Origin of the sequence: Pseudoduganella violacea, assembly GCF_014191875.1 — a bacterium.
Taxonomy (GTDB): domain Bacteria; phylum Pseudomonadota; class Gammaproteobacteria; order Burkholderiales; family Burkholderiaceae_D; genus Rugamonas; species Rugamonas violacea_A.
The window spans coordinates 40,714-63,450 of sequence record NZ_JACHXD010000024.1 but is presented as its reverse complement, the minus strand read 5'-3'; the positions used below and the strand labels follow the sequence as shown (position 1 = coordinate 63,450).

General features: G+C 62.0%; 21 protein-coding genes. 9 read left to right on the top strand and 12 right to left on the bottom strand.

The window, feature by feature from the left end; genetic code table 11:
• Window positions 1-27: 27 nt before the first annotated feature.
• Both FHS03_RS25995 and FHS03_RS25990 read left to right on the top strand, forming a co-directional pair.
• A complete protein-coding gene (locus tag FHS03_RS25995; protein ID WP_183443805.1) occupies window positions 28-1,041 on the top strand; it encodes an NAD-dependent epimerase/dehydratase family protein in 1,014 nt (337 codons plus the stop codon).
• Window positions 1,042-1,149: 108 nt separating this feature from the next.
• Window positions 1,150-3,834, top strand: coding sequence for a hypothetical protein (locus tag FHS03_RS25990; RefSeq protein WP_183443804.1), 2,685 nt, complete (start codon window positions 1,150-1,152; stop codon window positions 3,832-3,834).
• Between the two features lie 34 nt (window positions 3,835-3,868).
• Here the strand turns inward: FHS03_RS25990 and FHS03_RS25985 are convergent, their stop codons facing one another.
• Genes FHS03_RS25985 through FHS03_RS25970 form a run of 4 tightly spaced genes read right to left on the bottom strand, consistent with a single transcriptional unit; the run spans window position 3,869 to window position 5,233 of the window.
• Window positions 3,869-4,291: a DUF1801 domain-containing protein gene (locus tag FHS03_RS25985; RefSeq protein ID WP_183443803.1), complete on the bottom strand. Its 423-nt coding sequence runs from the start codon at window positions 4,289-4,291 to the stop codon at window positions 3,869-3,871.
• Entirely contained in the window at window positions 4,288-4,497 is a 210-nt protein-coding gene (locus FHS03_RS25980) for a hypothetical protein (RefSeq protein ID WP_050407744.1), read from the bottom strand. The genes FHS03_RS25985 and FHS03_RS25980 overlap by 4 nt, the downstream gene beginning before the upstream one ends.
• A complete protein-coding gene (locus FHS03_RS25975) occupies window positions 4,494-4,910 on the bottom strand; it encodes an SRPBCC family protein (RefSeq protein WP_183443802.1) in 417 nt (138 codons plus the stop codon). The genes FHS03_RS25980 and FHS03_RS25975 overlap by 4 nt, the downstream gene beginning before the upstream one ends.
• Window positions 4,907-5,233 carry an ArsR/SmtB family transcription factor gene (locus tag FHS03_RS25970; protein ID WP_183443801.1) on the bottom strand — a complete coding sequence of 109 codons (327 nt, stop codon included), beginning with the start codon at window positions 5,231-5,233 and terminating at the stop codon, window positions 4,907-4,909. The genes FHS03_RS25975 and FHS03_RS25970 overlap by 4 nt, the downstream gene beginning before the upstream one ends.
• Before the next feature lie 234 nt (window positions 5,234-5,467).
• On the opposite strand from FHS03_RS25970, the gene FHS03_RS25965 reads away from it, so the two are divergent.
• Window positions 5,468-7,438, top strand: coding sequence for a peptidase U32 family protein (locus FHS03_RS25965; protein WP_183443800.1), 1,971 nt, complete (start codon window positions 5,468-5,470; stop codon window positions 7,436-7,438).
• Window positions 7,439-7,454: 16 nt separating this feature from the next.
• Here the strand turns inward: FHS03_RS25965 and FHS03_RS25960 are convergent, their stop codons facing one another.
• Window positions 7,455-7,901, bottom strand: coding sequence for a DUF3224 domain-containing protein (locus tag FHS03_RS25960; RefSeq protein ID WP_371871777.1), 447 nt, complete (start codon window positions 7,899-7,901; stop codon window positions 7,455-7,457).
• 59 nt (window positions 7,902-7,960) lie between these two features.
• Between FHS03_RS25960 and FHS03_RS25955 the strand changes: the two genes are divergently transcribed.
• A complete protein-coding gene (locus FHS03_RS25955; RefSeq protein ID WP_183443799.1) occupies window positions 7,961-8,782 on the top strand; it encodes a helix-turn-helix domain-containing protein in 822 nt (273 codons plus the stop codon).
• On the opposite strand, the gene FHS03_RS25950 is transcribed toward FHS03_RS25955, so the two are convergent.
• Window positions 8,721-9,923 carry an aromatic ring-hydroxylating oxygenase subunit alpha gene (locus FHS03_RS25950; RefSeq protein WP_183443798.1) on the bottom strand — a complete coding sequence of 401 codons (1,203 nt, stop codon included), beginning with the start codon at window positions 9,921-9,923 and terminating at the stop codon, window positions 8,721-8,723. The two genes, FHS03_RS25955 and FHS03_RS25950, sit on opposite strands and share 62 nt — an antisense overlap.
• Before the next feature lie 30 nt (window positions 9,924-9,953).
• Window positions 9,954-10,361, bottom strand: coding sequence for a PaaI family thioesterase (locus FHS03_RS25945; RefSeq protein ID WP_183443797.1), 408 nt, complete (start codon window positions 10,359-10,361; stop codon window positions 9,954-9,956).
• An 81-nt stretch (window positions 10,362-10,442) separates the two neighbouring features.
• On the opposite strand from FHS03_RS25945, the gene FHS03_RS25940 reads away from it, so the two are divergent.
• The gene (locus FHS03_RS25940; protein ID WP_183443796.1) at window positions 10,443-11,096 is read left to right on the top strand and encodes a TetR/AcrR family transcriptional regulator; all 654 of its coding nucleotides are present in this window, start codon (window positions 10,443-10,445) and stop codon (window positions 11,094-11,096) included.
• Window positions 11,097-11,121: 25 nt separating this feature from the next.
• On the opposite strand, the gene FHS03_RS25935 is transcribed toward FHS03_RS25940, so the two are convergent.
• Window positions 11,122-12,033 (bottom strand): ABC transporter six-transmembrane domain-containing protein, encoded by a 912-nt coding sequence (locus FHS03_RS25935; protein ID WP_183443795.1) that lies wholly within the window; start codon window positions 12,031-12,033, stop codon window positions 11,122-11,124.
• 125 nt (window positions 12,034-12,158) lie between these two features.
• Here FHS03_RS25935 and FHS03_RS25930 point away from each other — a divergent pair, with 125 nt between their 5' ends.
• The gene (locus FHS03_RS25930; RefSeq protein WP_183443794.1) at window positions 12,159-12,743 is read left to right on the top strand and encodes a TetR/AcrR family transcriptional regulator; all 585 of its coding nucleotides are present in this window, start codon (window positions 12,159-12,161) and stop codon (window positions 12,741-12,743) included.
• Window positions 12,744-12,753: 10 nt separating this feature from the next.
• Here FHS03_RS25930 and FHS03_RS28480 read toward each other — a convergent pair whose 3' ends face one another.
• Complete coding sequence (locus FHS03_RS28480; RefSeq protein WP_260110743.1) at window positions 12,754-12,885, bottom strand: hypothetical protein; 132 nt, start codon at window positions 12,883-12,885, stop codon at window positions 12,754-12,756.
• Window positions 12,882-14,069: a tetratricopeptide repeat protein gene (locus FHS03_RS25925; protein WP_183443793.1), complete on the bottom strand. Its 1,188-nt coding sequence runs from the start codon at window positions 14,067-14,069 to the stop codon at window positions 12,882-12,884. Before FHS03_RS25925 ends, FHS03_RS28480 begins: the two co-directional genes overlap by 4 nt.
• Window positions 14,070-14,240: 171 nt before the next feature.
• Here FHS03_RS25925 and FHS03_RS25920 point away from each other — a divergent pair, with 171 nt between their 5' ends.
• Together FHS03_RS25920 and FHS03_RS25915 are read left to right on the top strand one after the other, a co-directional pair.
• Complete coding sequence (locus FHS03_RS25920; protein WP_183443792.1) at window positions 14,241-14,732, top strand: hypothetical protein; 492 nt, start codon at window positions 14,241-14,243, stop codon at window positions 14,730-14,732.
• 26 nt (window positions 14,733-14,758) lie between these two features.
• Window positions 14,759-17,146 carry an EAL domain-containing protein gene (locus tag FHS03_RS25915; protein WP_183443791.1) on the top strand — a complete coding sequence of 796 codons (2,388 nt, stop codon included), beginning with the start codon at window positions 14,759-14,761 and terminating at the stop codon, window positions 17,144-17,146.
• Window positions 17,147-17,181: 35 nt separating this feature from the next.
• Here the strand turns inward: FHS03_RS25915 and fusA are convergent, their stop codons facing one another.
• Window positions 17,182-19,293, bottom strand: a complete 2,112-nt coding sequence (gene fusA / locus FHS03_RS25910; protein ID WP_183443790.1) for an elongation factor G — start codon at window positions 19,291-19,293, stop codon at window positions 17,182-17,184.
• 297 nt (window positions 19,294-19,590) lie between these two features.
• Between fusA and FHS03_RS25905 the strand changes: the two genes are divergently transcribed.
• A complete protein-coding gene (locus FHS03_RS25905; RefSeq protein ID WP_221208264.1) occupies window positions 19,591-21,189 on the top strand; it encodes a methyl-accepting chemotaxis protein in 1,599 nt (532 codons plus the stop codon).
• 141 nt (window positions 21,190-21,330) lie between these two features.
• Here FHS03_RS25905 and FHS03_RS25900 read toward each other — a convergent pair whose 3' ends face one another.
• Entirely contained in the window at window positions 21,331-22,728 is a 1,398-nt protein-coding gene (locus FHS03_RS25900) for a DUF2799 domain-containing protein (protein WP_183443789.1), read from the bottom strand.
• Between the last annotated feature and the right edge of the window lie 9 nt (window positions 22,729-22,737).

Sequence of the window (22,737 nt, the reverse complement as noted above, 5' to 3'; positions counted from 1 at the left end):
TTCCATGGTCAACACAAGGAGGTAAATATGAAGGCTCAGCAAAAGGTTCTGGTGCTTGGCGCCAGTGGTGGCATCGGCGGCGAAATGGTGAAGCAGTTGCTGGCGCAAGGATGGGCCGTGCGGGCGCTGAAACGCGGCCTCGGCGTATCCCGCCGCACAAGCGGTGGCGTCGAATGGCTGGAGGGGGATGCGCTGAATGCGCAGGCGGTTGCCGAGGCGGCGGCTGATTGCAGCGTGATCGTTCACGCCGTCAACCCGCCGGGCTACCGCGGCTGGGGGACGCAAGTTTTGCCCATGCTTGAGAACACGATCGCCGCCGCGAAGGCGCATGGCGCCACCATCGTCCTGCCTGGCACGGTCTACAATTTCGGGCCGGATGCCTTCCCTGTCTTGCAAGAAGACTCGCCGCAGCGCCCTCTTACGCGCAAAGGCCGGATCCGCGCCGAGCTGGAAAAGCGCCTGCGCCAAGCAGCGGAAGCTGACAACGTGCGCGTCATTATTGTGCGTGCCGGCGATTTCTTCGGACCCGGCGCGCGCAATAACTGGCTGTCGCAGGGCATGCTCCGTCCCGGCCGGGTGCCGTCCGAAGTGAAGCTGCCCGGTGCGCCGGGCGTGGGCCACCAGTATGCCTATTTGCCTGACGTGGCGGCAACGATGCTGGCCCTGTTGGCGATCCGCGAAACGCTGCCCGCCTTTGCCAGCTTCCATATGGGGGGCTACTGGGACCATGACGGCAAGCAGCTTGGCCAGGCGATTCAGCGCGTGGTCACAGCGCGCGGCGGCCGGTCGCCGCAGCTGAAGGCCTTCCCGTGGTGGCTGATCCGCCTGATCTCGCCCTTCAACGAAACCCTGCGCGAAATGCTGGAGATGCGCTATCTGTGGCAGCAGGAAGTGCGCATGGAAAACCGGCTTTTGCGCGAAGTGCTCGGCGTAGAACCCCACACGCCGCTGGAGATCGCGCTGGAACGTACGCTGGAAAGTTTGGGCTGTCTGCCGGCGCCGGCTCATGCCGCTACACCGGCCGTTTCCACTCCTCGATGAACTATTTGCCGCTTCCTGCCACAGATGCAAAGCCGCCCTTGTGGCCACGAGTCCCTGAACGGGTGGGGGAAACGACCCGAATGTTCTTTCAACATCCAGGAAGATACGATGATCAGCCCAGCAGCCGCATCCACTACTCCGGTCCTGCCATACGGTGGCAGCAGCACTCAAACAAGCGCGACGCAGGTAAATCCACAACCGGCGGCAGCGCAGCAACAGCCCCTCCCGCCGACGCTGGCAAGGGGACCTTCGCAACCTATTCTGATGCACATGCGTGCTGCCACGACTGCAGTACCCAAGCCTACGACGCAAATAGTCGATGACAAAACCACGATCCTTGACATGGTGAAGTGGAACAGCAAGCTGCTGAATAGCTCACCCGCCGCCCAAAATTTCACCGTATTGGGGGAAGTAATCAACCTTGACGACGTCCGCCTGGGGATTTGCTGTGTGCCGTCTGGCCCCAAAACCAAGCTCAGTGCCGGTAACGCCGCCTCTGATCCAGCCAATCAACAGGATCCTGGAGCCATAAAGCTGGGCAAGGAAGCGGTACTGAATGTATTGACGAATACCGCAGCTAAATACAGTTTGGGGGGGACGCCAGCAGGACAAACGATCACTGACGCATACGCCTGGGTAAGTGCACCAGGCAACAGGCTGACCACGGCCGAATTGGGCACGCTCATGGAGCGCGTCAACGATGCCGTCATTGCCCAGCAACCCGCTACGAAACCGGATTTCTGCGCGCCGAGGCTGGCAAAACGCATGCCGATGGAATGCATGGCACATCTCGGCCGCGAAATACAGAGAGCTACCACGGCGAATGCACAAGGTCCCCACGCTGCTTTCTTACAAAATCTGGGTGAAGAAACGCAGCTCCGTGTCATGCAACATAATCTGAAATTCGACGACACGAAAGCCTGGTTGAACGGCGTGGAAACTCGCTGCAAAAACGAGGGACTGCCCGAGCTTGAAAAATTGGCGAAGGAACTCAGTGCTTCGATCCCCGAACAGGCCAATGCGGCGAATTACCATACACGTCTTCATGACAATATCTACGGACGCGCCTTGGAATCGGCCATCGTCGACCAATTGGTTCGCAATCCTCCCGCCGCCGTTAAAACGGCGATGGGAAATATGGCTGCCCACCTCGATACCCAACTTACATCCCTAACGCCCCAAGCCAGACAATTTGCCGCCTGGAAGGTGCAGGACATGATGAGACATGAACGGCGTGGCTGGCAAACAGAGTCACCTGCTCTGGAGCAATTTTTTAATGCGCCACCAGGAGAAGTAGTCAACGCACTGGAACGACTGCTGCGCGCGCCAGTGGAAAATGGCTTTGACAGCATTGCCATCCCCTACCTGACCGTCAAACTGTCTTTGTCCATGCAGGCGGAGCAACCAGTACAATGTCCTGACGCTGCCTGGTGGAATCAGACCAGGTCCGCGATAACAGCGGACGGGACCCAGAAAGGGCTTAACGCACCAGGAAGCAGTATCGCACTGTCACAGACGGCTATGGATGCTGCAAACAATATGGCGGGCTTTATTCATAGCAGTCTGAACGGTTTGCCGCACGACCGGCAAAAATATACGGCATGGGATATGCAACGTACTATGCTTCTGGATCGCGCCCACTTGGAGGCACAATCGTCAAAGCTAACGGCTTTTCTAGACGCATCTCCTGAGCAAGTGCTGCCGGAACTGTATAAACAAATGAACGCAGCCAGTTCAAGCGGAGATGACAGCGCCGCCATATACCACTTGGCGCTTAAGATGACTGAATCCCTGGGCGAACAAGCGTCGCACCGTCAGAATCCGGAAAATGGCGCACCATGGATGCGCGCGGCAAACGAGAATTACGGAAGCGTGATCGACGCGGCGGCGGCAAGGCATATTGGCACAACGAATCTCAACCGCATGGCGCCGACATCGGGTATTACCACGCACCATCAGCCTTACATCGCCGATGGTACGGAGCCAGCGATGCATCCTTCTGACCGAAACAGGCCTAAGCTGGAAAGCCCTAGCAATGCATTGAAAACCGCGTTGGAAAACGGCCTTCCATATGTTAGTGGGGTATCCGGCTCAACCAATATCGGGATGCATATGGTGCACCAGATGCAAAACATCAATGCCCAAGAGGCTTTATTGGGCATCATGATGTTCCTGACATACGACGGCGGCCACTCCATGCATGAAGCTTTATGGGTGGCGCATCAGCTAAGTCGCGAGCCGGGTGGTTTGCCTGTAGCCGTGTCGGCGCCAAGGGATCCGGCGGCCTTCGAGGCAAAACGCCTGGAATTTCTTGGCAAACTCCAGTCGCCTGCGGGTGCGGACGTGTCCGCCGATATCAGCGAACAGAAAAAGAAAAGTGCTAAGGAATGGGCTGGGTGGCTGGCGATAGATCAAGGGACGAACCCAGCATGGCCAACAGCTGCACTGGCGGGGAGACTGGCGAAGGAGCTGGCAGAAAATAACTTCGTCGCCGATCGAGCTGGTTTTACCAAACTCCTGCAGGACAATATAGATCCTGCCCACGGGATGCCTGCTCACGACATTGCGCAAAAGGTGGACATGCTGATTGAGCACGTAGCAATCGAATTAACAAAAAAGAAGGAGCGGGATGATTTCATCGGCGACTATCAAAGCTTCCTCGGATCATTCACGCCGACAGGCAACGAACCTGCCTTGACTGAGGTCGCAAAAAATGCCTGGAATGACACTCTCAGCCACTTTGCTCAGCACAGTTATTTCTCTTCGGAGAACCCGGCAAGGAATCAACCATAAGAAAGGCATGCCGCCGGCACCAGCCGGCGGCTCTTTACGCCGCCGCCTTCGGGCGGCGTTTCTGCGCCTTAGCGTCGGCGTTGAACGCGGCTGCGGCTTTAATCAAAGCCTTGAACGCTTTCGCATCGACTTCTTCGCCTTCACGGATATCGATGGCCCGGCGCGCGTTGCCGTCCAGGCTGGAATTGAACAGGCCGGCCGGATCGTCCAGCGACGCGCCTTTCAGGAAGGTCAGCTTGACCCAGGCCTTATAGCTTTCGCCGGTGCAGACGATGCCGTTATGCGACCACACCGGGGTTCCCATCCATTTCACCTCTTCCACCACATCGGGCAAGGCTTCATGGATCAGCGCGCGCATCCGGCTCAGGGCCGCGCCGCGCCAGTCGCCCAGGCCGGCGAACTTCTGGTCGATCTGGAGCGAGGCTGGCGTGCCCGCTTCTGCATCCGCTTTCTTCATGCCGTTCTCCCGGTCAGAATGCGTTTGATGGCATGCCCCTTCCACATCCACAGCCCCGCCAGCACGAGCGCCGGCAGATAGATGTAGCGCACCAGGTGCGCAAAGCCCGGAAGCGCTTCGAAAGGAGTATACACATAGCCAATCACCGGAACGCCCAGCAGGATGTGCACCCAGCGCGCCAGCGTCCTTTTCATGGCCGCGCTCATGGTGCGGACTCCTTGACCAACACGCCTTCCAGAGTATCGAAGAAGCGTTTCCAGCCCATTTTCGCGCCTTGATAGGCCTGTTCTTGATCCGTGCGGAAGCCCGCTTGCTCCATGCGCAGCTGGGTGCCGCCCGGCGTCGGCTCCAGCGTCCAGGTGACGACGCTTTCCAGCCCATGGGCCGCCCAGGTGTAGGACAGCGTTTTGTGCAGCTCAATTTCCATCACTTCGCAATCGACCGAGCCCCAGTCGGCGCTGAATTTGAAATGGTGGCCCGCGCGCGGTTGAAAATCGCTTTTCATCAACCAGGCTTCGATCAGGTGCGGTTGGGTCAGCGCGCGCCACAGCTTCTCTGCCGGATAAGGGAATTCGCGTTCAACCACAACGGTGCGGAGTTGGAGTGCGGTGTCGTTCATTGGTCCATCCTTTTCAGTAGGTCTTCAAGATCATCGAACCGGCTTTCCCAGAAACGCTTCATCTGGTGGGTCCAGTCCAGCAGCGGAGACAGCGCCTGCAACTGCGCGCTGTAATGGGTTTGGCGTCCCTCATGGCGGTCGAGTGCCAGGCCGGCCTGCTTCAGCACCGCGAGGTGCTTGGACACGGCCGGCTGCGAGATGTGGAATTGCGCGGTCAGCCCGCCCACAGTCTGTTCGCCGCCCGAACATAGCGTTTCGAAGATGGCCCGCCGTGTGGGGTCGGACAATGCTTTGAAGAGCGCATCATGAGAAGAAGTAGTCATTTGATTCCATAACCAACAAGTTATGCGTAAAACTATAACCCATAGGTTATGGATGATCAAGCAAAAAGTACAACAGGAATTCTTTCAGGCCTCGCCGCGTTTACGCCTCCAGCACCGCAGCTTGATCCAACGGCATGTTTGCATGCCGAACAATGAACAGGCCAAGGACGTAGCTCTGTCATTCGACCCTGGTTCCCGTTATAATTTTCGCCTCCGTTTCGCCAGGAAGTTGCCATGTCGCTGCTCAGTCACCAGCTCGAACTGCTGTCCCCCGCCAAAACCGCTGAAATCGGCCGCGAGGCCATTTTGCATGGCGCCGATGCCGTCTATATCGGCGGCCCCGCCTTTGGCGCGCGCCATAACGCCAGCAATCCGCTGGAGGATATCGCCGCGCTGACGCAATTCGCCCACCGCTACCACGCCCGCATTTTCGTGACCATGAACACCATCATGCACGACGCCGAGCTGGAAACGGCGCGCAAGCAGATCTGGCAACTGTATGAAGCAGGCGTCGACGCCCTCATCATCCAGGACATGGGCCTGCTGGAGCTGGACCTGCCGCCGATCCAGATGCACGCCAGTACCCAGTGCGATATCCGCACCGCGGAAAAAGCGCGCTTCCTCGGCAATGTGGGCTTCTCCCAGCTGGTGCTGGCGCGCGAGCTGACCATCGAGCAAATCCGCAAAATCCGCGCGGAAGTCGACACGCCGCTGGAATACTTCATCCACGGCGCGCTGTGCGTGGCCTTCTCCGGCCAATGCTATATCTCGCATGCCGACACCGGCCGCAGCGCCAACCGCGGCGACTGCTCGCAGGCCTGCCGCCTGCCCTATACCCTGTCCGACGGCCAAGGCCGCGTGGTGGCGTATGAAAAGCACCTGCTGTCGATGAAGGACAATGACCAGAGCCGCAATCTGGAAGCGCTGGTCGATGCCGGCATCCGCTCCTTCAAGATCGAGGGCCGCTACAAGGACATGGGCTATGTGAAGAACATCACCGCCCATTACCGCCTGCTGCTGGACGAGATCCTGGAGCGCCGCCCCGAGCTGGCGCGCGCTTCGAGCGGCCAGACCAAGGTGCTGTTCACGCCCGACGTGGACAAGAACTTCCACCGCGGCCATACCGATTATTTCGCCCAGGGCCGCCTGGTGGACATCGGCGCCTTCGATTCGCCCAAGTATGTGGGCGTGGAACTGGGGACGGTGAGCCGCATCGGCGGCGACCATTTCGACCTCGTCGCCAACGCGCCGATGGCGAACGGCGATGGCCTGAACTATATGAACAAGCGCACCACGGTGGGCATTCAAGCCAATACCGTGCAAAAACTCGGCGAGGAGGAGGACGGCCAGCGCTGGCGCGTCTTCCCCAACGAGGTGCTGAGCACCCTGGCCGGCCTGAAAGTCGGCACCGTAATCCACCGCAACCGCGACCACCAGTGGGAAGCGGCGCTGAACAAGAAATCGTCCGAACGCAAGGTCGCGCTGGATCTGACGCTGAGCGAATGCGCCGGCGGCCTGTGTCTGAGCATCTGCGACGAGGACGGCATCGCCAGCTCGACCGAAGCACTGATCGAATTCCAGCCTGCGCAGCAGGCGGAACAGGCCGACGCGGCCCTGCGCGCCAGCCTGGGCAAACTGGGCAACACCATGTTCGAGGCGCGCCAGGTGGAACTGGCCTTGTCGCGCCCCTGGTTTGTGCCTTCCTCGGCTATCAATGCGCTGCGCCGCGAAGCGATCGAAGCGCATGAAGCGGCGCGCGTGGCGGCCTGGCTGCGTCCCGAGCGTAAACCCGCGGAAGAACCGCCTGCGGCTTATCCGGAAACGCAGCTCAGCTATCTGGCCAATGTCTACAACGACAAGGCGCGCGCCTTCTATCACAAGCATGGCGTGCAACTGATCGACGCGGCTTACGAAGCGCATGAAGAGCCGGGCGAAGTGTCGCTGATGATCACCAAGCACTGCCTGCGCTTCTCCTTCAACCTGTGCCCGAAGCAGGCCAAGGGCGTGCAAGGCGTCCAGGGCCAGGTGCGCGCGGAGCCGATGACGCTGGTCAGCGGCAACGAGCGCTATACGCTGCGTTTCGACTGTAAGCCCTGCGAAATGCATGTGGTGGGCGCGATGAAGACGGGCATCCTGAATTCGCCGCCGCCATCGGCCATTCCATACAGCCCGCTGGTCTTCCACCGCCAGCGCCCGCGCGGCTAAGCGCACCCGTCACGGATCAGGGCAGGCTGTAGCTGAAGCCGTAGGAATGCTTGCCGCCCTCGATCTGGATGATCATCGTTCCCTTCAGGCCTTTCAGCTCGCCGGTCGCCGAATCCGGCACGACGCTGACGGTCAGCGTCGGCGCGCCGTGATCCATCAGGCCAGAATGCTGGAGGAAAAAAGTCCCCTTGCGCCCTGCCAGCGTGGCGCTCACCTGCTCCAGCGCCACATAGCCCGCCGAACCTTTCACTTCCGTGCGCACGGCCAGCATTTCCCCAATGCTGCTGCCGGCCAACGGACCATGGAAGGTTTTTTCAATGCGCTGCCGCCCCCACGGCGGGGAATCGGCCGACGTTTGCGGCGTCAGTTTCACATCGAAATCGCCCTGAATCTGCATAGTGCCGCCTCCCGCGTATGCCGCTTGCGCGGCCAAGATAAGAAAAATCGAAAAGATGGGTTTCACGTTCAAGCTCCTGTAAGATCGCTGCCTCGGTCCATAGTAGACAGGATGAGCAGCCCCCCATGATTGGAAAAACGCGACAAGAGCCGGACCAGCCGCGCGGCATCCTGGTGCCGCGCTTCGAAGTGGGCCAGTTCAGCCACCAGCGGCAGGCGCCCTGCGCGGCGCTGGCCGGGCTGGTGGAGCATTACTGGCATGTGGCCTGGGATATGCAGGGCCATCCGCCGCAGGCGCAGGAAACACTGCCGCATCCCAGCGTGCATCTGGTGGTGGAAAAGGACGGCGATGGCGTCTTTGGCGTGCATACGGCGCGCTACAGCCGCATGCTGGAGGGGCAAGGCTTCGCCTTCGGCATCAAGTTCCGGCCAGGCGGATTCCAGCCCTTCCTGCGCGCGCCGCTGGCCACCATCGCCGACCGGCGCGTGACGCCGGATAGCGTGTTTGGCGAGGCTGGAACGGCCTACGTTGCCCGGATACGCGCTTGCGCCAGCGCCGATGCCATGATGCCGGCCGCCGCAGCTTTCCTATTGGAGCGCCTGCCGCCGCCGGACGCCAACACGGACCTGGCCAACCGGCTGGTGGCGACCATCGCCGCCGACGCCAGCATGACCACGGTCGATGCCCTGGTTGCGGCATCGGGCCTGAACAAACGCGCCTTGCAGCGCCTGTTCCAGCACTATGTGGGCGTGGGACCGAAATGGGTCATCAAGCGCTACCGCATGCACGAGGCGGTGGCTCAGCTGCAATCGGACGCGCCACCGCGGCTGGCGCAGCTGGCGCTCGACCTGGGCTACTTCGATCAGGCCCATTTCATCAATGATTTTACCGCCCTGGTGGGCAAGCCACCGGGCGAATATGCCCGCCAGTTGACCGCCCCGGCTTAGCCATGGCGCGCTCCACATTCTGCTGGAAAATCGCGAGCAAGCCCTCCTCCAGGCCCAGTGTGTGGTACTCGTTGGCGCCATTGAGCAAGCCAATCTGCACATCTTCAGCGACGGCGAAGTCCTCGGCGTCGAAGACGGCGTCGTTGGTGTAATCAAAGCGCTTGGCCAGTGCCGCCTGGCCCTCTTCGCCTACAAATGCCTCGCGACGGTAGAGCATTTCATGGGTCCAGATGGTGCGGTCGGGCGCTTCGGGGTAGAAGCTGTTAATCGACACATAGTCCGGATGCATGATGAAGAAGGCTTGCGGGAAGAGCGAGTAATACACCGAGGCGTAATCGAGAATCTTCCAGTCTTTGCTGTCGGCCTGCCGGGCGTCGAGCACATTGCTGCGCGCGGCGGACAGGCGGATATGCTGGCCGTGTTCCATGTGGGCGATCACGCCTTTCTTGAAATTGCGGACCAGCGTGTCCTTGTGCAGATACGGCACATGGTAGCCTTCCAGATAGGTCTTGATCAGCATCTTCCAGTTTGCCTTGCGCACCACCTTGTTTTTCCGGTAGGGCACCAGCTCATCGACCTTGAAGCATTCGAAGTCTTCGGCCAACGGTCCCAGGCACTCGGCGATATCGATCTTTGCGCCCGGCGTGGGATGCACCCAGACCAAGCCGCCATGCTCGCGCACCGGCAGCTCCACCAAACCCATGGTCTCGCAATCGACGCCGGGGAAGTTGTGGGCGCGTGAAATCGAACGCAGCGCGCCGTCCAGGCCATAAACCCAGCCGTGGAAGGGGCAAACGAAATTCTTGAGCTGCTCTTCCTTGCCCGACACCAGACGCGCGCCGCGGTGGCGGCAAGTGTTGAGGAAAGCGCGCAGCACGCCCTCCTTGTCGCGCACCACCACGAAGGGCCGCTTGTCCCAGTCGCTGAGCAGATAGTCGCCCGGCTCGCGCACATGGGAGGCATGGCCCGCCACCATGGGATAGTTGCGGAACACCGTCGCCATTTCCTGCTCCAGGACGGCGGGATCGGTATAGATAGTCACCGGCAGCTTCACCACCTTGCCCAGCATTTCCTGGTCGCGTCCCACTTCGCGCAAGGCGAGCAAGGTCTGCAAGGTTTGCACTTGCGTTTCGTGTTTCATTACTTCTCCAGACTAGAAAAGACGCGGCTCTCAAGCCGCCGACACCACCGTGCCTTGGGCCAGGGCGCAAAGGGTTTCCTCGCCCTCGTCCAGCGCGTAAATCTCGCACTGGCACACGGCTTGGCGCTTGCCCGCGCTGCGCGCCTTGGCGCGCGCCACGAGCTGCTGGCCCTTGGCCGGCTTGAGGTAGTTGATCTTGAATTCCGACGTCAGCGCGTTGCCGCCCAGCGCAAGGCCGCCGGCAAAGGTGATGGCGTTATCGGCCAGGTAGCTCACCGCGCCGCCGTGCACGAAGCCGTGTTGCTGCTTGTGGTGGCTGGCGACCGGCAAGCTCAGCTCGGCGTGGTCGGCGCCGGCCTCAGTGAGCTTGGCGCCGATAAACCGGCTGAATGGCTGGGATTCGAAGACTTGATGAGCAAAAGCCAGTAAGTTTTCCATGGTGGTTTCCGTTTGAGGACGCGGGTTTTACGGTTATTATTTTAAGAAGCTTGTTCGTCAACCTTGTTCGGATTTCCTCGCATGAAACAGCAGCTTCCCGCAACGCCAGCCACTGTGCGCAGAAGGCCGCAGCAATCGCGCGCGCGTCAGACTTCCCTCGCTCTGCAGCACGCCTTTGTTCGGCTTTTGCCCGAACGCGGCTTCGAGGCCTTGACTATCAGGGAAATAGTGGATGTCGCGGGTACGGGTCTGGGCAGCTTCTACGAATACTTCGCCAACAAGGACGATCTGGCGCGCGTCTCCGTGCATCTGCGCTCCAAGACGCTGTTGGCGGCCATGCACGGCGCGGTGGCCGCGCAAGCTGGCCAGACCATGGTCCAGATCGTCCACACGATCCTGCACGCATTGGCTGATGCCCATGCGTGCCACCCGCTGGAATGGGGCGCCCACTACGCGCTGGAGCGCCAGGTCAGCGATCCTGATGCTTATGCCAGGATGTATGAACGTTTTGTAAGCGAATGGGCCAGCGCCCTCGCCCGCTCCAGCGACGCCCTGCCGCCTGGCGCGGAACTCGACGAGGCGGCGCGCACCTGCCATACCATTGCCTACGGCCTGTTCGCCCATGCCCATATCCGCGCTTACGCGGGCGCCGCCCCGGCTCCCGACGTGCGGACCGTGGCGCGCCAGGCGAAACTGGCCATGCTTGGCTATCTGGCGCAGCTAAAGGCGCCCTGAGTCCCCGGGCTGCGCGGAATCCCCGTTACGCTTCCCTGTCTTGCTTGTCCAGGCCGGGATCGACGCGCTGGCCGATGTCGCGCAGGCGGGCCAGCTGGTCGGTCAGACTCGGGGCGTCATCGAGGCTGCCGACGAAGGTCCACAGATAGGTCATCACCGCGTACACATGGCCAGCGCTTACGTCCGGCGTGCTCACCAACTGCCAGATGGCCAGCACGAACAGCAGGGCTGCCACGCTGCCGATGATCAGATACGCCCCGGCCTCGCGGTCGGACAGGTGGATGCGCAGCTTGGCCAGCAAGCCGTAGTGGCGCATCAGCATCGGCGGCCCCGCCCTGTCCACCAGCCGGATTTCGTGTTCGAGCCGGTTATTGATGCGTTCATGCAGCTGCTGGTTGCGCTTGGCGAAGCCCGGCAGCAGTAGAACGCACAGCAGCAGCGACGCCAGGCAGGCCGCCCCTACCCATGGCTGGATCATCATCAGCATCACGGCCGCGCCAAAAATCGAAGCCACGGCCGTCGCCAGCACCGGCAACTGCTGCTCGAAGAAATCGACGAACTGGCGCGCCAATACCACGCGGGCGGCGACGGTGGACGTGCTGTGCTGCTGTTCGCGCTGATTGATAATGACCGGCACGGCCAGCCGGGTATAGATATGGGTGAAAGTGCGGGTGTCGACCGCGCGCCGCATCGCCCCCACCACCCAGAAAGCCAGCACCACCAGAGCATACAGCAAGGCGCTGGGCGCATTGCCGGCAATAATCGCATCCACCGCGTAGCCGGCGAATACCGGATAGGCCAGCAGCAGCGCGTTCTCCGCGCCGACGAGGGAAAACGTGCCGAGCAGCTTGCCCGCATGCGCGCGCGCGATGGCTTTCAGGGTTTCTCCGGCTGATTGCTGGCCCAGGCCGGACGATGCATCGTTAGACAACTTCATATTTCTCTTCCTTGATTTGCCTGCTTCCTTGTATTTGAGCAGTCGCTCAAGTATTATGTTTGAGCGAGTGCTCAACAACAAGCGCTGTTACAAACTGATGCCTTTTGAAATCAAGGATTTAGCGCATGCCCCCTGCCAACGGCGCCGAACGGCGCGAACAAATCCTCGCCGCCGCCATGGAGCTGTTCAAGGCCAATGGCTTCGCCAGCGTTTCCACGCGCGACCTGGCCGACCATGCGGGCCTGTCGCGCAGCCACGTCTACCATTACTTCCCTGACTGGAAAAGCCTGCGGCGCGAAGCCTTCGAGCGCTTCGTGGCTGAACAGGTCGCGGAAACCGAAGCGCTGTACGCGGGCCAGCGCGCCCCCAAAGCCCTGAAAAGCTTCCTGCGACACTATCTACCGAAGGAAAACGACCGGGATTGGTCGATGTGGATGGGCGCCTGGGTTGAAGCCCTGCGCGAGCCGGAATTGGCGGCCACCTTCCATCAGGGCGCCCGCCATTGGGAAACGGTGCTCGAAAAAATCATCCGGCAAGGCGTGGAGGAAGGCGAATGGACTTGCGCCCACCCCGCGCGGGCCGCGCGCCAGCTGGTCGCCCTGCTCAATGGTTATGCGGACAATATGCTGGTGCACGGCGGCACGCTGCCGTCCGTCCAGCCCCTGCCGGAAATCATGGAGGTGGCGCGCCTGGTGCTGCCACCACTCTGAACGTTGCGTGTCAGCGGCTACCGCGGCCAGCCACGGCCCACTCTAGAGCCTTGGTAATCATATCGGGGAAGACCGTGGCATGGTCCTGGCCCGCCAGCACATGGAGCTGGGTCTGGAGGCTGGGGTAGCGGCGCGACTTCAAGGCGGCATTGGCATGAGCCGGAATTGCTCGATGAAACGGCGCATGGCGCCGGGGTTGGCGGTTTTCCAGGCTTCGAATTCGGGGCGGTAGGCTTCGCTGAACATCAGCACGAAGATGGCCGCTTCCAGCTGGCCTGCTTCATGGATGGCTTGCAACCGACGCAGATCGGGACGCGTCAGGCGTTTGGCCTCGTCCCCGCCATCGCCGTTTTCGGCAGTCGCCAGCGCAGCCTTCCAGCTGGCCAGTTCCAGCGCGAAGGGACGCGGCTTGCCGCCTGCCTTGTGGGCTGCGGCCAGCATATTCACGCGCTTGAAGGCATAGGCCAGCCAGGTGGCGTGGTCGATATCGCTGCCGGGCGTGGTGCGCGAAAACTCGCTGGCCATGGTGACTTCGCTTTTTCCGGTCTTGTCGTCGAAGTCCACGCTGGCGCCGCGCGCCATGCGCAGCGGGACCAGCGGACGGTCGCTGCGCGAAAACAGCATGGCCAGCCTGTCCCAGCTCTGGCGCTGGTTGGGCGTCGCTTCCAGCGCCATGTACAACGCTGCTTCCACGCCTTGGCGGTCGCCGAGGTGGACCAAGGCGTCGGCCAGGAAGCGCCAGGCTTGCGGATGCAGGGGATCGGTTTCGGCGGCTTTGCGGAACAGCAGTTCGGAAGCCGCCCAGTTTTTCTCGATAAAGTAAGCGTCGCCTTCCATCAACCAAGCGTCGGCGAAGCCCGGATCGGCGCGCTGGGCTTCGCGGTACTTGGCGCGCGCCTCGTCCATTTTGCGGGCGTGGAACAGCACCTCGCCTTGCATAAAGGCCTGGGCTGCCTCGGGTTTTGGCCGGTAGGCTGTCTTGTCGCGCTCGCCAGCAAGGCGGCGCAGGATTTCCTGGGCCAGCGGGTCGCCGCCGAAGCGTGCCAGCGCGGCGCGCGCAAAGCTCTCGGCCTGGGCGCGCAGCCTGGGCACGTCGGCGCTATCGGCGTCGAGCGAGGCGGTGTAGATGGTGTGGGCCAGCGCCGAGAGCGGGCCGGAAGCCTGGGGCGCCAGTTGGCGCGCCTGCTCCAGCCGGCTGGCCGCTTCCTGAAAGCGGCCCTGGGCCGTTAAACCGTGGGCTTCGGAGACCATGGCCTCGACCTGGCCGCTGCCGAACAGGGCTGCATCGACCTGCGCCGGCGCTGCCGTCGCCCCAATAACTTGCAAATTGCATGCGACAAACATCGCTCCAACCATCAAACTGCGCACTGCCAGCACTCCAGAAAAACCGCGAAGACGAATTGTAGTCTGCATTTTATGCATTTGCTAAGTATTTGCGCGGTGGTATTGGCTATAATTGCAAAGCTGCCAAACCGATAAAAAATAAGGAATTGCTGGATGAAACGTGCTGTCCCCCTGCTCTGCGCGGCCGTGCTGGCGCAGTTGCCGTTGTCTGCCCTGGCCGACCCGTTCGAGATGGTCGAATCCAAGCCTTTGAACGAGCTGTGGATCAATCCCGGCTTTTACTCCTGGCACTTCCAGAGCGACAAGAATCTGGACAACACCAATCCCGGCCTCGGCGCCGAATACCGTTTTTCCACTGTGGCGGCGGTAACGGCTGGCCGCTTCCACAACAGCGACCGCCAGATGTCGAACTATGCCGGCATCTACTACCAGCCCATCAAATGGGGACCGCTGCGCATCGGCGGCGTCATCGGCGGCTTCAACGGCTATCCCAAGATGCGCGACGGCGGCTGGTTCCTGGCCGCCATCCCCGTCGTCAGCCTGGAGTACCAGCGCGTCGGCGTCAACTTTGCGATCATTCCCACCTATAAAGAAAGACTGCACGGGGCTTTTTCGATACAGCTGAAACTAAAACTGTTTGAATAACGCGCCGCTGCGGCCATATACAGCATATGAGCCATCCGCCAACAGCTGTCCTGTTTGACCGCGAAGACCATCTGCCGCGCAAGGCCGGTACGGCTGACGAGCTGTCACGGCTCGCCGCATTCATTTGCGGCAAGCCCATTGCCTTCGCCGTGCTGGCCGATGAGGAGGCCTTGCACGCCGCCATGCCGGACGGGCTGGAGCCGGCCCAGCGCCAGGCGCTGTTCGATCTGGCGCGGGTGGCGGCCGGCCACAATGTGCTGCGCCGCCGCCTGGCGCGCGCCGAGGGTTTTCTGCAGGGTTTTGCCGAGCACTCCCCTTCCCCGCTGTGGATCAAGGATAGGCGCGGCAGCTACGTGATGGGCAATGCCGCCCTGCACGGCTTGCTGGGCGTGGAGCAGCCCGGTCTACTGGGCAAGGACGACAGCCATTTCTGGCCGGAAGACATCAGCCGCAGCCTGGCCGAGCAAGACCGCGCCGTACTCGATCACGGCGAAGTCATCAAGACCATGGAAACTTCGGAAGATGGCGCGCGCCATTGGCTGGTGCATAAATTCCCCATCGACGTCGACGGCGAGCCTTTCCTCGGCGGTTCCGCCATCGAGATGACCAATGAGGTGGAGAAGGAACGCACCCTGATCCGCCATGACAACTTCTATGTCCTGTTGTCGCGCCTGACGGCCATCATTTCCCGCGCCCGCCACCTGGAAACCCTGTGCCTGGACGCATGCCGCGTGGCCTCAACCCAGCAAGGCATCGATCTGGTCGATATCGCCTGCGCCGATCCCATCAGCGGCGCCTTGTCCATGTTCACCTCGGCCGCCAGCGACGGCAGCGAACAGGTCTGGCCGGCGCACTGCAACCAGGCCGGTCCACCGGCGGACTGGTTTGCCGTCGATGCGGCCACGCAGGCCGTGACCAACGGCAAGATGCAGATTTCGCATGAGATGAACCAGGCCTGCCGCCGCCGCAATATCGCTTCCTGCATGGCGATTCCGCTCTTCGTCAACGAGCGCTGCTGGGGCGTGATCTCGATCTACTCCCAGCGCGCCGATTTCTTCGACAGTTTTTACCGCGAACGGGCGGGCGAACTGGGCACGGAACTGAGCTTCGGCCTGGAACGCCTGATCAACGCCCAGGAGCTGCACAAGCTGGCGCGCACCAACGCCCTTTCCGGCCTGCCCAGCCGCCTGCAGTTCGAAGAGCAGATCGCCGCGCTGGCCGCATCGAATATGTCCGGCACGGTGCTGCTGGTGAATATCAACCGCTTCGACGATCTCAGCTCGGCCTACGGCAATGCCGCCGCGATCGGCCTGATGCGCGTGATCGCGCAGCGCCTGCGCGCCGCCGTCAACGAACGCATGCTGCTGTCCCATGTGGGCATCGGCCGCTTCGCGCTGTTTCTGCCGGCCACGCTGGAAGATTCGCCGGAAAATTTCGTGCACGAAACCATCGTGCCGCTACTGCAGGGCGCCTACCAGGTCGAGCAGCACAAAATCTGGTGCACCATCAATGTCGGCGCGGCCTCGCTGCCGGCAGACGGCGTGAATGCCGACACCCTGCTGGTGAAGGCCTGGGACGCGTTGGCCAGCGCGCGCGACCGCGAACTGCGCTTCGGCGTCTACAACCGCGAGGAATTGGGCCAGACCACGCGCCAGATCAGCCTTGAATCGGAATTGCGCGACGCCATCGAACGCAAGGAATTCATCAACTACTACCAGCCCAAGATCGATTTGAAGACGGGACGCCTGGCCGGCGCCGAGGCGCTGATACGCTGGCGCCACCCGCAGCGCGGCCTGGTGCCGCCGGCCGAATTCGTGCCGCTGCTGGAGCGCAGCGGCCTGGTGATCGCCGCCGGCCGCCAAGTCATGCAGCGCGCCATGGAAGACTGGCGCGGCTGGCATGATGCCGGGCTGAAGCCGCCGCAGATCGCCGTCAATGTGGCGCCGGCCCAGTTCCGCTGCGACTCCTTGCTGGCCGATATCCAGCATGCGCTGGAGACGGCGGGCGCGCGCCACCATCCCTTGTCGATCGAGATCACCGAAAGCAGCCTGGTGTCGGACCACCGCCGCGTGGCTGAGATTTTGCACCGCATCCGCCGCCTGGACGTTCCGATTGCCATCGACGATTTCGGCACCGGCTATTCCTCCCTGGCCTACCTGGTTTCGCTGCCGGTCGATGTGCTGAAGGTGGACCGCTCCTTCGTCATGAAGATGACGCAGGACGCCGGCTATATGGGCCTGGTCAACACCATCGTTTCGCTGGCCCACACGCTCGACCTTAAGGTGGTGGCCGAAGGCATCGAATCGGAAGAGGAAGCCAAGCTGCTGAAACTGCTGCGCTGCGAACAGGGACAGGGCTATCTATACGGACGCCCTGTCCCCGCCGAGGAATTTGCCGCCATGCTCAAGCGTTAAAGCTGGCGCATGGGGCTTGCCGGCGTGACGCCAGCTTAATGCTTGCTGCTGCGCGCCGTCGCCACCTGGTCCAGGATATGGCGCGGTACCACGCCATAGTGCTGGAACTCCATGGTGTAGGTGGCCCGGCCCTGGGTCAGCGAGCGCAAGGTGGTTGAGTAGCCGAACATCTCGGCCAGCGGCACCAGCGCCTTGATCTGCTTGCCGCCACCGCCCGGAATCTCGTCCATGCCCTGCACCATGCCGCGCCGCGATGTCAGGTCGCCCATCACATTGCCCATGAATTCCTCGGGCGTTTCCACCTCGACGTGCATCATCGGCTCCAGCAGCTGCGGATCGGCCTTGCGCATCGCCTCCTTGAACGCGATCGAGCCGGCCATGCGGAAGGCGTTCTCGTTCGAGTCCACGTCGTGGTAGGAGCCGAACGTCAGCGTGACGCGCACGTCGACCACCGGATAGCCGGCCAGCACGCCCGCCTGCAAGGTCTCCTGGATGCCCTTGTCCACCGCCGGAATGAACTCGCGCGGCACCACGCCGCCCTTGATCGCATCCACGAACTCATAGCCCTTGCCCGCTTCCGCCGGCTCCAGCTTGAGCACCACATGGCCGTACTGGCCCTTGCCGCCGGACTGCTTGATGAACTTGCCCTCAACGTCCGACACGGCCTTGTGCACGGTCTCGCGGTAAGCCACCTGCGGCTTGCCCACGGTCGCTTCCACGCCGAACTCGCGGCGCATGCGGTCCACCAGGATCTCCAGATGCAGCTCGCCCATACCCGACATGATGGTCTGGCCCGATTCCTCGTCCGTATGCACGCGGAAGGAAGGATCTTCCTGCGCCAGGCGATTCAGGGCCATGCCCATCTTTTCCTGGTCGGCCTTGGTCTTCGGCTCCACCGCCTGCGAAATCACGGGCTCGGGGAAGATCATCTTTTCCAGCACGATCACATGCTCGGGAGAGCTCAGCGTGTCGCCGGTGGTCATCGACTTCAGGCCCACGGCGGCGGCGATATCGCCCGCATACACCTCCTTGATCTCCTTGCGCTCGTTGGCGTGCATCTGCAAGATGCGGCCCAGGCGTTCGCGCTGCTGCTTGGTCGGGTTGTACACGGTGTCACCCGAATTCACCACGCCGGAATACACGCGGAAGAAGGTCAACTGGCCCACGAAAGGATCGCTCATGATCTTGAAGGCGAGCGCGGAGAACGGCTCGTCGTCGGCCGGATGGCGTTCGATCTCATTGTCGTCCTCATCGTGGCCGGCAATGGCCGGCACATCCACCGGCGACGGCAGATAGTCGATCACCGCGTCCAGCATGGCTTGCACGCCGCGGTTCTTGAAGGCGCTGCCCGCCAGCATCGGCACAATCTCATTGCGGATCGTGCGCAGGCGCAGCGCCGACTTGATTTCCTCTTCCGTCAGCGCCTCGCCATTCAGATACTTCTCGGTCAGCTCGGGCGTGGCTTCGGCGGCCGCCTCCACCATATGGTCGTGCCACTTCTGCGCCAGCTCTTTCAGGTTGGCAGGAATGTCCTCGTAGCTGAACTTCACGCCCTGGCTGGCATCGTCCCAGCTGATGGCGCGCATCTTCACCAGATCGATCACGCCATGGAAGTTGTCTTCCGCGCCGAGGGGAATCTGGATCGGCACCGCCACGCCTTTCAGACGGTCGCGCAGCTGCTGCTGCACACGGAAGAAGTCCGCGCCGACGCGGTCCATCTTGTTGACGAAGGCGATGCGCGGCACCTTGTACTTATTGGCCTGGCGCCAGACGGTTTCCGATTGCGGTTGCACGCCGCCCACCGAGTCGTACACCATCACGGCGCCGTCCAGCACGCGCATGGAGCGCTCGACCTCGATGGTGAAATCGACGTGGCCGGGCGTATCGATGATGTTGATGCGGTGCTCGGGATAATTGCCCGCCATGCCTTTCCAGAAGGCGGTGGTGGCGGCGGAGGTGATGGTGATGCCCCGTTCCTGTTCCTGCTCCATCCAGTCCATCGTGGCCGCACCGTTATGCACTTCGCCAATCTTGTGATTTACGCCAGTGTAGAACAGGATGCGCTCGGTGGTCGTGGTTTTGCCAGCATCGATGTGGGCGCTGATGCCGATGTTGCGGTAACGCTCAATAGGTGTCTTGCGGGTCATCACAAATCTCCTTGAACGATGCTTCACATAGAGGGAAGCAGCGTTGATTCTAACAGTAATGGAGAACTGAAGTATGGGAGGCCATGCAAGATTTCAAGCCCGGCAGCAAGGACTTTCTTGCCACGCCGGCGTCGCATCGCCGTCACGTAAACAGCGTGCATCCGCCTTTTTGCTTGCAAGCGTTTTTGGCCTCGGCGTATATTGATTCGAGGCACAGAAGCTTCGTCGTTCACAACAGCCTGTCCAGTGCGGGGACTTGTTCGCACAACAAGGCCGGCACATCAAGGGAGAGCTGGAATGAAGTTAGCAAACATGAATATTGGTGCGCGTTTGGGCTTGTCCTTCGGCCTGGTTGTCGCACTGCTGGCTGCCATCGTCATCATCGCGCTGCTGCAAATGTCGCAGGCAGCCGATCGCATGAACAATATGCTGGACGACCGCTATTACAAGATCAATCTTGCCAATCAGATCCAGCAAAACGTGATCATGATCCACAAGCATATGCGCAACGCCCTGCTGGCCGCGGATGAAAACGGCGTCAAGCAGGCCACGGACGCCATGAATGCCCTGCGCGCCAAGAACAAGGACATGCTCGACAAGTTCGACAAGGCGATCAACGTGCCCAAGGCGCGCGAGATCTTCAACAACATCACGGCGGCGCGCTCGGTGGACGTGGCGAACCAGCAAAACCTGCTGCGCCTGATCGGCGAACTCAAACTCGACGACGCGCGCAAGCTCTTGAACGGGCCGATCACCGAATCGGAGAAAAAATACAACCAGTACCTCGACGAGATGGGCGATCTGCAGGAAGGCAAGATGGTCGAGGAATCCAAGACCACCAAGGAAGCCTTTGCCGCCGCGCGCGTCCAGATGCTGACCATTGCCGCCGTGGCCGTCGGCGTCACCATCCTGATCGGCTGGCTGGCCAGCGGCAGCATCACCCGCCCGCTCAACGACGCGGTCGGCCTGGCACGGCGCGTGGCCGACGGCGACCTCTCGGCGCGGATCGAGGTCAACTCCAGCAATGAAACCGGCCAGTTGCTGGCCGCCCTGCGCGATATGAACGACAGCCTGGGACGCATCGTGCGCCAGGTGCGCAGCGGCACCGACACCATGGTCACGGCCTCGCAGGAAATCGCCACCGGCAACCACGACCTGTCCTCGCGCACCGAGCGCCAGGCCTCGGCGCTGGAAGAAACCGCCTCCTCGATGGAAGAGCTGACCGGCACTGTGAAACTGAACGCGGCCAACGCCACGCAGAGCAACGAGCTGGCGCAATCGGCCTCCGAAGTGGCGCAGCGCGGCAAGAGCGTGGTGGCGCAGGTGGTCGACACCATGGGCGCGATCAACGAATCCTCGCGCAAGATCGTGGACATCATCGCCGTCATCGACGGCATCGCCTTCCAGACCAATATCCTGGCCCTGAACGCCGCCGTCGAAGCGGCGCGTGCCGGCGAACAAGGGCGCGGCTTTGCCGTCGTGGCCTCCGAAGTGCGCAACCTGGCGCAGCGCTCGGCCGCCGCCGCCAAGGAAATCAAGACCCTGATCGGCAACTCGGTGGAACAGGTCGATGCCGGTGCCCAACTGGTCAGCCAAGCCGGCCACACGATGGACGAAGTGGTCAACAGCGTCGAACGCGTGACCTCCATCATCGGCGAGATCACCCACGCCAGCAAAGAACAAAGTGCCGGCCTGGAGCAGATCAACCAAGCCATCGTCGAAATGGACGACGTCACCCAGCAGAACGCCGCCCTGGTCGAACAAGCCGCCGCCGCCGCGCAAAGCATGCAAGAGCAGGCACGCAGCCTATCCGAGCTGGTTGGCGTCTTCCGTTTGGATGCCAGCGCCGCCGGCCGCGCCCTCCCCGGACCCTCCCGCCTCGCCCTCAGCGCCTAACCGCCCCCGCCTTTGATCTGCCTCAAAAAATGTCCACCCTGGTGTCAGGCACTGGAGTAGGACATTTTTTGAGAAAAATCAAAGAATGTCCACCTCTGGTGCCTGACACCAGGGTGGGACATTTTTTGATCTGGCGCAAACTCAGTTGAGGTAGATGTCGCGGCGCAGGCCTTCCATTTCGCGGCGGTGACGGTCGGCACGGCGGTTGGCCTCGTGCAGGTGCTGGTCGGTATCGGAGAGGTAGTCGAGCAGGTCGCGCCGTTCGCGTTCGCGACGGCGGTCCTGCTTGGCGGTTTCTTCGTTGTTCGGACGGTCTTTGCGCTCTTGCTCGGAGCGGATTTCGCGTCCCAGCCGGTCCAGACGCTTGCGTCCGTCATGCAGGCGGTGGGCCAGGTCGTCGGCGCGCGAGACGGCTTCGTTGTAGCGCGCTGCCGCCACTTCGTAATCGCGGCCGCTGACCAGGGCGCGCTTCAATTGGTTCTGGATCGGCGCGGCGCAGACGTCGATGGCCATCGGCTCGCCACGGCGGCCGAAGTCGAAGGCGTTGTCCGGGTTGCAGTACTGGGCATTGCGCGCCTGCCAGGCCTGGATGTACAGCTCGCGCGTGCGGGCGATCACGAACACGCCGTCGCGCGGGGCGTTGGCCATGCGCTGGTCCAGCATGAAGGGCTTGCCGTAGCCATCGTCATGGCCAGCCTGGGTCCAGTATTCGGCGAGGCGCTTTTCCCACGCCTGGCGGTATTCGCTTTCCAGCACTTTCAGGCCGCGCTGATTGGCCTCGGTCCTGCGCATGGCGAAGTCCTTGCCTGAGGTGGCGTCCTGTGTGCCTAGATTCTTCCAGTAGTTGACGATTTCGGCGTTCCAGGCCGAGCGGTAGGCATCTTCCCTGACCAGCACGCCAGCCGCCTTGGCCTTGGCGGCACGCACGGCCAGTTCGCGATCCGGCACGCCGCTGCGGGCGTCGGAGAAGCCGGCGTCCGACCAGAAGGTGTGGTTGCCGGCCTGCCAGCCGGTCGTGAAGCCGGCCTCGTCGAAGCGGATGTGCATGGCCTCGGCCTGGCCCCGGCTTTCCTCCTTGACGCTGAGCGGCAAGCCTTCGGCGCCCTTGCGCTTGCCGATGCCGTTCCAATAATCGGTATTCCCCTGCATCCAGCCCACCTCGTAAGCCGGCTTGCCGGGCGGCGTTTCCTTCTTGCGCACCTCTTCGCTGACGAGGTGCTGGTCGTAGCTGGAAATGGTCTTGGCGGCGCGGCCGTCAGTAGCGCCGCGGGCAAACCAGAAGTCCCAGTTGCCCTGCGCCCAGCCGGCGGTGTACGCCGCCGCCGGATCGGCGCCCGCCGCCTTGCTGTCATAGCTTTCGCAGAACTGCTTACGCTCGGCGTACTCGGCCTTTTCGCCGGCCGCGCCATCCTTCTCGCCGATCACGCGCCAGTCGCCGGCCTTGCAGTCGGCGATGCGCTGCATGGTGGACTGGCAGCCGCTTAACAGTAAAGGCAGGCCGAGAATGAAGGGAGTCAGCAGGCGGATCGGAAAATGCATTGCAATCAA

Excerpts from the sequence above, each read along its gene's own strand:
- FHS03_RS25985 (WP_183443803.1), bottom strand. The coding sequence starts at position 4,291 with ATGAAGAAAGCGGATGCAGAAGCGGGCACGCCAGCCTCGCTCCAGATC.
- FHS03_RS25995 (WP_183443805.1), top strand. The coding sequence starts at position 28 with ATGAAGGCTCAGCAAAAGGTTCTGGTGCTTGGCGCCAGTGGTGGCATC.
- FHS03_RS25920 (WP_183443792.1), top strand. The coding sequence starts at position 14,241 with ATGAAACGTGCTGTCCCCCTGCTCTGCGCGGCCGTGCTGGCGCAGTTG.
- FHS03_RS25900 (WP_183443789.1), bottom strand. The coding sequence starts at position 22,728 with ATGCATTTTCCGATCCGCCTGCTGACTCCCTTCATTCTCGGCCTGCCT.
- FHS03_RS25955 (WP_183443799.1), top strand. The coding sequence starts at position 7,961 with ATGATTGGAAAAACGCGACAAGAGCCGGACCAGCCGCGCGGCATCCTG.
- FHS03_RS25980 (WP_050407744.1), bottom strand. The coding sequence starts at position 4,497 with ATGAGCGCGGCCATGAAAAGGACGCTGGCGCGCTGGGTGCACATCCTG.
- FHS03_RS25990 (WP_183443804.1), top strand. The coding sequence starts at position 1,150 with ATGATCAGCCCAGCAGCCGCATCCACTACTCCGGTCCTGCCATACGGT.
- FHS03_RS25935 (WP_183443795.1), bottom strand. The coding sequence starts at position 12,033 with ATGAAGTTGTCTAACGATGCATCGTCCGGCCTGGGCCAGCAATCAGCC.
- fusA (WP_183443790.1), bottom strand. The coding sequence starts at position 19,293 with ATGACCCGCAAGACACCTATTGAGCGTTACCGCAACATCGGCATCAGC.
- FHS03_RS25940 (WP_183443796.1), top strand. The coding sequence starts at position 10,443 with ATGAAACAGCAGCTTCCCGCAACGCCAGCCACTGTGCGCAGAAGGCCG.
- FHS03_RS25965 (WP_183443800.1), top strand. The coding sequence starts at position 5,468 with ATGTCGCTGCTCAGTCACCAGCTCGAACTGCTGTCCCCCGCCAAAACC.
- FHS03_RS25970 (WP_183443801.1), bottom strand. The coding sequence starts at position 5,233 with ATGACTACTTCTTCTCATGATGCGCTCTTCAAAGCATTGTCCGACCCC.
- FHS03_RS25930 (WP_183443794.1), top strand. The coding sequence starts at position 12,159 with ATGCCCCCTGCCAACGGCGCCGAACGGCGCGAACAAATCCTCGCCGCC.
- FHS03_RS25915 (WP_183443791.1), top strand. The coding sequence starts at position 14,759 with ATGAGCCATCCGCCAACAGCTGTCCTGTTTGACCGCGAAGACCATCTG.
- FHS03_RS25975 (WP_183443802.1), bottom strand. The coding sequence starts at position 4,910 with ATGAACGACACCGCACTCCAACTCCGCACCGTTGTGGTTGAACGCGAA.
- FHS03_RS25905 (WP_221208264.1), top strand. The coding sequence starts at position 19,591 with ATGAAGTTAGCAAACATGAATATTGGTGCGCGTTTGGGCTTGTCCTTC.
- FHS03_RS25950 (WP_183443798.1), bottom strand. The coding sequence starts at position 9,923 with ATGAAACACGAAACGCAAGTGCAAACCTTGCAGACCTTGCTCGCCTTG.
- FHS03_RS25945 (WP_183443797.1), bottom strand. The coding sequence starts at position 10,361 with ATGGAAAACTTACTGGCTTTTGCTCATCAAGTCTTCGAATCCCAGCCA.